This window comes from Arthrobacter sp. 2YAF22_2 (assembly GCF_052114645.1).
In the GTDB taxonomy this organism is placed as follows: domain Bacteria; phylum Actinomycetota; class Actinomycetes; order Actinomycetales; family Micrococcaceae; genus Arthrobacter.
Genome location: NZ_JBFRFD010000079.1, coordinates 1 through 9,375, shown reverse-complemented (window position 1 = coordinate 9,375; position 9,375 = coordinate 1). Strand labels below are relative to the sequence as shown.

7 protein-coding genes are annotated in these 9,375 nt (G+C 66.8%); 1 reads left to right on the top strand and 6 read right to left on the bottom strand.

Translation table 11 applies throughout. From position 1 onward, the window contains the following. Positions 1–38: 38 nt before the first annotated feature. The 6 genes from AB4Y86_RS05235 to AB4Y86_RS05210 all read right to left on the bottom strand — a co-directional run bounded on the left by AB4Y86_RS05235 (position 39) and on the right by AB4Y86_RS05210 (position 8,168). Positions 39–1,025 carry an ABC transporter substrate-binding protein gene (locus AB4Y86_RS05235; protein WP_441400722.1) on the bottom strand — a complete coding sequence of 329 codons (987 nt, stop codon included), beginning with the start codon at positions 1,023–1,025 and terminating at the stop codon, positions 39–41. A 290-nt stretch (positions 1,026–1,315) separates the two neighbouring features. Beyond that, the gene (locus AB4Y86_RS05230) at positions 1,316–2,863 is read right to left on the bottom strand and encodes an amino acid permease (RefSeq protein WP_441400720.1); all 1,548 of its coding nucleotides are present in this window, start codon (positions 2,861–2,863) and stop codon (positions 1,316–1,318) included. A 139-nt stretch (positions 2,864–3,002) separates the two neighbouring features. After that, positions 3,003–3,410: a DUF779 domain-containing protein gene (locus tag AB4Y86_RS05225; protein WP_441400718.1), complete on the bottom strand. Its 408-nt coding sequence runs from the start codon at positions 3,408–3,410 to the stop codon at positions 3,003–3,005. A gap of 70 nt (positions 3,411–3,480) precedes the next feature. Beyond that, positions 3,481–5,004, bottom strand: a complete 1,524-nt coding sequence (gene exaC / locus AB4Y86_RS05220; RefSeq protein ID WP_441400716.1) for an acetaldehyde dehydrogenase ExaC — start codon at positions 5,002–5,004, stop codon at positions 3,481–3,483. Between the two features lie 193 nt (positions 5,005–5,197). Further along, on the bottom strand, positions 5,198–6,604 hold the full coding sequence (locus tag AB4Y86_RS05215) for a GAF domain-containing protein (protein ID WP_441400726.1): 1,407 nt from the start codon (positions 6,602–6,604) through the stop codon (positions 5,198–5,200). Positions 6,605–6,719: 115 nt separating this feature from the next. Further along, positions 6,720–8,168: an FAD-dependent oxidoreductase gene (locus AB4Y86_RS05210; RefSeq protein WP_441400714.1), complete on the bottom strand. Its 1,449-nt coding sequence runs from the start codon at positions 8,166–8,168 to the stop codon at positions 6,720–6,722. A 95-nt stretch (positions 8,169–8,263) separates the two neighbouring features. On the opposite strand from AB4Y86_RS05210, the gene rarD reads away from it, so the two are divergent. Next, the gene (rarD, locus tag AB4Y86_RS05205) at positions 8,264–9,370 is read left to right on the top strand and encodes an EamA family transporter RarD (protein ID WP_441400724.1); all 1,107 of its coding nucleotides are present in this window, start codon (positions 8,264–8,266) and stop codon (positions 9,368–9,370) included. Positions 9,371–9,375 lie beyond the last annotated feature (5 nt).

Genomic DNA, 9,375 nt, shown 5'->3' with positions numbered 1-9,375 from the left:
GCTGGGGACGGGACCGCCGGAGGCCAGGGCGTTGGAACTCACGGGAGCAGATCGCCGGCGTTCGGAGCCTTCGACAGCGTGCCGTACTTGGTGGCGGCGTCGCCGAGGGTCTTGAATGCGTCCTTGTTGAAGTCGACGGTCCAGTGCGTCAACGTCATCTTGGATCGGGCGGCCTCGTCGATCTTGGTGTAGGTTCCCACGATGTCACGGACTTCCTGCGGGTGGGCCTGGGCATACTCGAGGGACTTGTTCATGGCCCGGGTGAACTTCTGCGTCAGCTCGGGCTTGTTCTTGATGGTGTCCGACTTGGTGAAGTAGCCGGCGATATCCAGCTTCGGGCTCATGTCCACGAAGTTCCAGTCGACGACGGTTCCGCCGGCGCCCACGGCCTTGGACATGAACGGCTCCAGGATCCAGGCTGCGTCGACCTGCTTGTTGGCCAGGGCAGCGGGCGCGTCCGGGAAGGCCACCTCGACAAATTTTACCGTCGAGGGGTCACCGCCRTCCTTTTCGATAGCGTGCTTGATGGTGGTGTCACCGATGTTGGAGAGGTTGTTCACCGAGACCGTCTTGCCGGCGAGGTCCTTTGCGGACTTGATGCTCGATCCGGCGGGAACGACGACGCCGCCGACATCCTTGCCCTCCTCACCAGTGGTCGAGGCACCGTTGGCCACGAACTTCAGGTCCAGGCCCTTGTCCTTCGCGACCATCACGGAGATCAGGTTGGAGAAGGCGAAGTCAAAGCTGCCGCTGACGACGCCGGGGACGATCGCGGCTCCGCCGCTGGCCGTCTGGATGTCGAGCTGGAGTCCTTCGTCCTTGAAGAAGCCCTGCTTGTTGCCTAAGTAGATCGGGGCGCAGTCCACGATCGGGATGACGCCGACGCTGACCTTGGTCAGGTCGCCGCCGCCGCTGGCGCCGGCGGATGCGCTGCCGCCGCCGGTGGAGCTGGGCGATCCGCTGCCGCAGGCCGAGAGGGCCAGGACGGAGGCGGCCGCCAGCACCGTGATAATACGACTTTTCATGGTCACTCCTATGTGCGCATTGGCATGGGAGCGTCAAAGCCCCCCCCAAGCCCGGACTGTTCGCCTTTCGAACAGAAGTTCAAATTCAATCCTAGTCGAAGATGTTGTGAGTTCCACCACATCGAATGCATTGTTACGGCTCTGAGACGGTCGCGGCGGCAGGCTCCAGCGGCACGCCAGGCGCCCGGCACAAAGGAACGCGGGGTCACGCATGGCCCATCCGGAGATGCCGGACGGGCCATGAGTGACCCCGCGCTGAACTGCGGCGTGCAGGTGTTGAGGTGGTGCGCCTACGAGCGGGTGAGCGCCCGCTCATCCTTTTCGGCCGGCGAGGCGGGCGTGCCGTTGACGGCGGCCTTGGCCTCGGCGAATTTCTCGTTGAGGCGGGAGTGGCGCTGGCCGTAGGCGAAGTAGATGGCGATGCCGATGACCAGCCAGATGGCAAAGAAGATCCAGGTCTCCACAGCCAGGTTGGTCATCAGGTAMAGGCACAGCGCGGCCGACACGACCGGCAGCACCTTGCCGAACGGCACGCGGAAGGCCGGCTTCAGGTCCGGGCGCTTCTTGCGCAGCACCAGGATGCCGAGGCTGACCATCACGAATGCGGACAGCGTGCCGATGTTGATCATTTCCTCGAGCAGGTCCACGTTGGTGAGCCCGGCGACCACAGCGACAGCCGTGCCACAAATGATCTGCAGGCGTGCCGGGGTGGCCCGGATGGTCGAGGTCTTGGACAGCGAACGCGGCAACAGGCCGTCGCGGCTCATCGCCATGACCACGCGTGAGAGGCCCATCAGCAGCACCATGATCACCGTGGTCAGGCCTACCAGGGAGCCGAACGCGATCACTTTGGCGGCGTCGGTGTTCCCCACCGCCTCGAAGGCGGTGGTCAGGGTCGGGTTCTTCGCCTCGGCCAGCTTGGTATAGGAGACCATGCCGGTGAGCGCGAGCGAGACCAGGATGTAGAGCACCGTGACGATCGCCAGGCCGCCGAAGATGCCGCGCGGCAGCGTCTTCTGCGGGTTCTTGACCTCCTCCGCGGAGGTGGCGACGACGTCGAAGCCGATGAAGGCGAAGAACACGAGGGCGGCGCCGGCGAAGATGCCCAGGGTGCCGTACTGCGCCGGGGCCGCGCCGGTGAGGAAGCCGAAGAAGGACTGCTTCAGCACGTCCGTGGCGCCCGTGCCGCCGGTGGGCTCGGAGGCGGGGACGAACGGCGTGTAGTTCTCGAACTTCACGTAACTGAAGCCGACCACGATAACGAAGAGCACGACGGCGATCTTGATCAGCGTGAAGACGTTGCCGACGCGGGCGGACAGCTTTGTCCCCAGCACCAGCAGCACGGTGAASACSGCGACAATSAGGAARGCGCCCCAGTAGAGCTCGATACCGCCCACGGAGAGGGCCGGCGGAACGTCCAGGCCCATCAGTGCAAAGACCTTGCTGAGGTAGATGCCCCAGTACTTGGCGATCACGGCGGCGGCGGTGAAGAGCTCAAGGATGAGGTTCCAGCCGATGATCCAGGCGAGCACCTCGCCCATGGTGGCATAGGTGAAGACGTAGGCGGAGCCGGCCACGGGGATGGCGGTGGCGAACTCGGCATAGCACATGATCGCCAGCGCGCAGGTGACCGCTGCGATCGCGAAGGAGACGGTCACGGCCGGGCCGGAGAAATTCGCGGCGGCTTTGGCGCCGACCGAGAAGATCCCGGCGCCGACGGCGACGGCGACTCCCATGATCATCAGGTCCCAGGTGCTGAGCGAGCGTTTCAGTCTCCGCCCAGGCTCATCGGCGTCGGCAATCGACTGCTCGATGGATTTGGTCCGGAAAAGGTTCATGGCTAAGTCCAAAATCTCGGTAACTGGATGGAAAACAGACCTATTAAGAGTAGTGTCCATCCACTGGACGGCCATATTTATCTCACATCGTGAGACGTTGCGGCGGGTACCGCGGGACCGTCGGGGCCGCTCGGACCGCTTAGACGGGCCAATCCATCAGGGTCGAGCGGATCAGGAAACGCTTCCCCTCGGGCGCCTCGACCGAGAACCCGCTCCCCCGGCCTGGTACGACGTCGACGGTCAGGTGGGTGTGGCTCCAGTAGTTGAACTGCTCCTTGGACATCCAGAATTCCAGCGGCTGCGGCTGCAGCCCGTCCGAAATATCGAACAGGCCCAGCAGTACGTCCGAGTCGCCGGTAAGGAACTCCCCCGCCGGGTAGCACATGGGCGAGGAACCGTCGCAGCATCCGCCGGACTGATGAAACATCAGCGGACCGTGCTGCCGCCAGAGCGTGCGAAGCAGCTCCACAGCCTCGGGGGTGAGCGCCACCCGGGAAAAGTCCTCGCCGGCCAGTGTCACGGCGGCGTCAAGCCTGGTCTGGGACATCGGGGCTTCTCCTGGGTCGGTGGTATCGGTCGTGCGGGGCGGACCGACCGGTCCGCCCCGCTGCGGCGGCTTAGAAGAAGCCGAGCTTGTTCTCGTTGTAGCTGACCAGCAGGTTCTTGGTCTGCTGGTAGTGGTCCARCATCATGGCGTGGTTCTCGCGGCCGATGCCGGAGGACTTGTARCCGCCGAACGCCGCCCCGGCCGGGTACGCGTGGTAGTTGTTGACCCACACCCGACCCGCTTGGATCTCGCGGCCGGCGCGGTACGCCACGTTGCCATTGCGGGACCAGACACCGGCGCCGAGGCCGTACAGGGTGTCATTTGCGATGCCCATGGCGTCGCTGTAGTCGCTGAAGCGGGTCACGGAGACCACCGGGCCGAAGATCTCCTCCTGGAAGATCCGCATCTTGTTGTGGCCCTCGAAGATGGTGGGCTGGACGTAGTAGCCGCCGGCGAGGTCGCCGGACAGTTCGGCGCGGGCACCGCCGGTGAGTGCCTTGGCGCCTTCCTGCTTTCCGATGTCCATGTAGGAGAGGATCTTTTCGAGCTGGTCATTGGAGGCCTGGGCGCCGAGCTGGGTGTCGGTGTCCAGCGGGTTGCCCTGGATGATCTTCTGGGTGCGGGCCAGCGCGTCGGCCATGAAGGAGTCGTAGATGCCCTCCTGGACGAGGGCACGCGACGGGCAGGTGCAGACTTCACCCTGGTTGAAGGCGAAGAGCGTGAAGCCTTCCAGTGCCTTGTCGTAGAACGCGTCGTTGTTGTCCGCGACGTCGTTGAAGAAGATGTTGGGGCTCTTGCCGCCCAGTTCCAGCGTCACCGGGATCAGGTTCTGGCTGGCGTACTGGCTGATCAGGCGGCCGGTGGTGGTCTCGCCGGTGAAGGCGATCTTGCGGATCCGGGGGCTGGAGGCGAGCGGCTTGCCGGCCTCGACGCCGAAGCCGTTCACGACGTTGATGACGCCCGCGGGCAGCAGGTCGCTGATCAGTTCCATCAGCACCAGGATCGAGGACGGGGTCTGCTCGGCCGGCTTGAGCACCACGGCGTTGCCGGCGGCGAGCGCGGGGGCCAGCTTCCAGACGGCCATCAGGATCGGGAAGTTCCACGGGATGATCTGGCCGACGACGCCGAGCGGCTCGTGGTAGTGGTAGGCGGTGGTGTCGTCGTCGAGCTGGGACAGCCGTCCTTCCTGGGCACGGACGGCGGACGCGAAGTAGCGGAAGTGGTCCGCGGCGAGCGGAATGTCCGCGTTGAGGGTTTCGCGGATCGGCTTGCCGTTGTCCCAGGACTCGGCGACGGCCAGCAGCTCGGTGTTCTCGTCGATCCGGTCGGCGATCTTGTTCAGGATGGCGGCGCGCTCGGCGACGGAGGTCTTGCCCCAGGACGGGGCGACCTTGTGGGCGGCGTCCAGGGCCAGTTCAATGTCCTCGGCGGTGCCGCGGGCGACCTCGCAGAAGGCCTTGCCCGTCACCGGCGTGATGTTCTCGAAGTACTGGCCCTTGACCGGGGCCACCCACTCGCCGCCGATCCAGTTCTCGTAGCGGTCCTTGAAAGTGACCTTCGAGCCTTCAGTACCGGGCTGTGCGTAGACAGTCATTGCAGCTCCTTTGCTGTGCAAGATTGGTATGCAGGATTAATGCGGGAGCGGCCGTGATCCCTGCGGCTGCCGCTGGCACCAGCCTAGGAGCGGGGAGGTTGCAAGCAGGTTGCAACCTCCCCGCCTGCCCCCTAACCTCGCAAGCTCGGCCAGGGAACCCGGCAGGCGTGGGCCCAAATCCGCCGCGGCGGACTCAGGCGCTGAGCTCCGCTTCCAGCCGTTCGATGTCCGCGACGACGGCGGCCCGCTTCGGCGAACGCGGCGGCAGCAGCTTCAGGGCGGCAGTGCGGACGACGACGTCGTCCCGCGCTTCGGGCAGCTCCGCGTACCGCAGCAGCGACTCGGCACTGCCGTCGGTCAGGACGGCCTCACGCAGCAGGGCGGACAGGCGGCGGCGGAGTTCGACGATGCCGGGCGCTTCGGAGCGCGGCAGGACGGCGCCGCGGTAGATTTCGAGGGCGATCCGGTGCGCGCCGCGCTGCAGGCAGCTGAGCACCTGGCCGGAGTCGGGCGCCAGGTCCACGGGCAGCCGGTAGGGCCGTGACGCCGGGACCGCTTGTGGGTTGAGCTGCTGCAGGACCCTGCGCAGCCGCACCATCTCGGCGCGCAGCGTCATAGTGGAGCCGCTGCCCGGGTAGAGCAGCGCGCTGAGCTCCTCGGCGCTGAGCCCTTCCGGATGCGCGCCGAGCAGGGCCAGGATTTCGCTGTGCCGGGCGGAGAGGGTGACGGTGCGTCCGTCCAGGCTCAGCACCGCCTGGTCGCGGCCGAGCAGTTGCAGGCTGTTGCGGTAGAGGCTGGACGCCGTCACGGCGCGYGGACCGGCGGACGTGGCCTTGCCGGCGAACCCCTTACCGCCGGCGTCCGGCGAGGCTCGGCGTCGGACCGGCGGGCCCTGCCGGGCGGCGGCGCGCTGCAGCCGCTCCACCCGCAGGTGGGCCTGGGCGGCGGCGACGGTCGCCTCGACGAGGGACAGGGTGTGGGGCGCGACGGCGGATTCGGTGCCGGTGATGTCCACGACGCCCAGGAGGGCGCCGGAGTCCGGATCGTGGAACGGTACGGCCGTGCAGCTCCAGGGGTGCACCGACCGCTTGTAGTGTTCGGCGCCGGCGATCTGGATGCCGCGGCCCAGGGCCAGCGCGGTGCCCGGGGCGCTCGTGCCCACGGTCGCCTCGGACCAGTCGGCGCCCGGGACGAACATCATCCCTTCGGCGCGGCGCTGCATGACGGGATCCCCCTCGACCCACAGCAGCCGGCCCACCTCGTCCCCCACGGCCACCAGCATGCCGCTGTCGTAACTGGGCAGCACGAGTAGTTTGTGGATCACGGGCATGATCGCGGCGAGCGGATGCTGCCGGCGGTATTCTTCGATTTCCTCGCGGTCCATCGCCAGCGGGGCCTCGGGGTTATCCGGGTTGGCGTGCAGTTGCGCCGAGCGCTGCCAGGATTCCCGGATCAGGCTGCGCAGCCCGGTCAGCTGCTCCCCGTCCAGGCCGAGGCCGCCGAGCTGCTCATGCCCTGCGCGGGCATACCGCTGGAGCAGCTCCGCGCTCATGCCGGGGCCGGAACCGCGCGGGGCGTCCTGCTCGACCGGATTCCGCATTGAATCTCCCACCTGATTGACGCCTTCGTCAGCGCGACGGCATGCCGCAGTCGGCGTCGTCCCACGAGTCTAGGGGGCGGGCGGGAGCCCCGCCAGAGGATGCGCGTCCGGCTAGTCAGCCCCGGGAAATCCGGATCATTTCGTCCCGCGGGACGACCTTGATGCGTTCACGTACGACGCCGTCCGCCGCGCCGCCGGCGGACCACGCCGCGCCGAGGGCCAACTCGTGCGCATCCAGCTTGTTCCAGCCCTCCCAAGTGGTGTATTCGACGCCGCGCTGTTCAAGCAGCTCGATGATCGCCTGCGGGTCCGGGTTCCGGGCCGGCGGAAGGGTCAACCGGTCCTCCAGCAGGAAACCGATCGTTTCCAGGGCATCGCCCTTGGTGTGGCCGATGAGTCCGACCGGGCCGCGCTTGATCCAGCCGGTGGCGTAGATGCCGGGCACCGGGTTGCCCCCCGCGTCGAGCACGCGGCCGCCCTCATTGGGGATGACCCCGCGCCGGGCATCGTACTCCAGCTCGTCCAACGCGGAGCCGTGGTACCCGATGGCGCGGTAAACGGCCTGGACCGGGTAGTCGACGAACTGGCCTGTGCCTTTGACGTTGCCGGTGCCGTCGAGCTCGGTGCGCTCGAACTTGATGCCCGACACCTTGCCCGGGTGGGCGCCGTCGTCGTAGATCTCGACCGGGCTGTGCAGGAAGTGCAGGTGCAGGCGCCGGGAGGACGGCTGCTCAGCCTCGGCGTGCTCTTCGACCAGCCAGTTGCCCAGCGTGTTCACCATGGTCTTGATCTGGTTGTTCGTGCGGATAGCCTCGTCTGAGGCGTCGTCGAACTCGAAGTCCTCCGGGTAGAGGACGATGTCCACGTCCTTCGCGTGGCTGAGCTCGCGCAGTTCCAGCGGGGTGAATTTCACCTGCGCCGGCCCGCGGCGGCCGAAGACATGGACATCCGTGACGGGAGAGTTCTTGAGAGCCTGGTAGACGTTGTCCGGGATCTCGGTGGCGAGCAGTTCATCGGCGTGCTTGACCAGCATCCGCGCCACGTCCAGGGCGACGTTGCCGTTGCCAATCACCGCGATCTCCTTGGCCTCCAACGGCCAGTCACGCGGCACATCCGGATGGCCGTCATACCAGGAGACGAAATCGGCGCCGCCGAAAGAGCCCTCCAGCCCGATGCCCGGGATGTCCAGGTCCGCGTCCTTGATGGCGCCGGTGGCGAAGATGACGGCGTCGTAGAAGGCCCGGAAATCGTGCAGGGTCAGGTCCCGGCCGTAGCTGACATTGCCGAGGAAACGGATGTCGCCGCGGTCCAGGACCTTGTGCAGGGCGTTGACGATCCCCTTGATCCGCGGGTGGTCCGGGGCCACCCCGTAGCGGATCAGGCCGTAAGGCGCCGGGTACGCCTCGAACAGGTCGATGCTGACCTCAAAGTCGCCGTCCTTGACCTCATTGGACTTGGTCAGGATGTCCGCGGCGTAGACGCCGGCCGGTCCCGCGCCGACGATTGCGACGCGGAGCGGACGTTTGGATGTTCTTTGAGGCGACGTTTCGGCCGAGGTGGACACCGGGAGCCCTTCTGAGTCTTGACGGGTGCGCCGGTGAATACAGCGCACAGTCCCCTATTCTAAATGTCCCCCGCGCCTCGGTGGAGCCTGGCGTGATGGAGATCGCAGGCGCCGGGCGGCGCCGGGCGGCGCTTACCGGCCGGAATACCCGCACGAACGGTGGTGTTATTGATCTTGTGCCAAACACCGACGGTTCCCCCGCCCCCGCTCCCGCCACACTGACCTCCCCGGCGGGCGCGACCCCGGCCCGACCCGCTGGCAATGCCCCCGGACTCAAAGCGGTGGATAAGGAGACGACGGCGGGCGTACTGTTCGGCGTCGGCGCCTACGGGCTGTGGGGGCTGCTGCCGCTGTACTTCTTCGTATTGGCGCCCGCCAGTGCCGTCGAAATTGTGGCCAACCGCGTCATCTGGTCCCTGTTGTTCTGTGCCCTGCTGATCACCGTCAYCCGTTCGTGGCGGGTGCTGGGGGCCGCGTTCCGGAACCGCACCGTGATCGGCCCGCTGGCCATCGCCGCCGGATTGATCGCGGTCAACTGGCTGACCTATACCTACGGCGTGACGACCGGCCAGGCCGTCGAAACGTCCCTGGGCTATTTCATCAACCCCCTGGTGTCGGTGCTCCTGGGCGTCTTTGTCCTGAAGGAGAAACTCCGCCCCCTGCAGTGGGCCGCCGTCGGCATCGGATTCGTAGCCGTGGGCGTGCTGTCCTTCTCCTACGGCAAGCTCCCGTGGATCGCGCTGACCCTGGCGTTCAGTTTCGGCCTCTACGGCTTCTTCAAGAAGCGGGTGGGGCCGCGGGCGGACGCGCTGACCAGCCTCACGGTGGAAACTGTCGTGCTCGCACCGCTCGCCGGGACCACCATGATCGTTTTGGCCCTGAGCGGTGCCGCGACGCTGACCGCAAACGGCGCCGGGCACTTCTGGCTGCTTCTCGCGTCCGGCGTCATCACCGCCGTCCCGCTGCTGTTCTTCGGAGCCTCCGCACGCCGACTGCCGATGACGACGATCGGCCTCTTGCAGTATTTCGCCCCCGTGCTGCAGTTCATCGTGGCGCTGGCCGTCTTCAAGGAGGCGATGACCACCGAGCGCTGGATCGGCTTCGGCGTCGTCTGGCTCGCGCTCGTGGTGCTGACCGCCGACATGCTGCTCACCGCGCGGAAGAACTCCGCCACCCGCAGGCTGGCCCGCGCCGCCGCTTAGGCCCC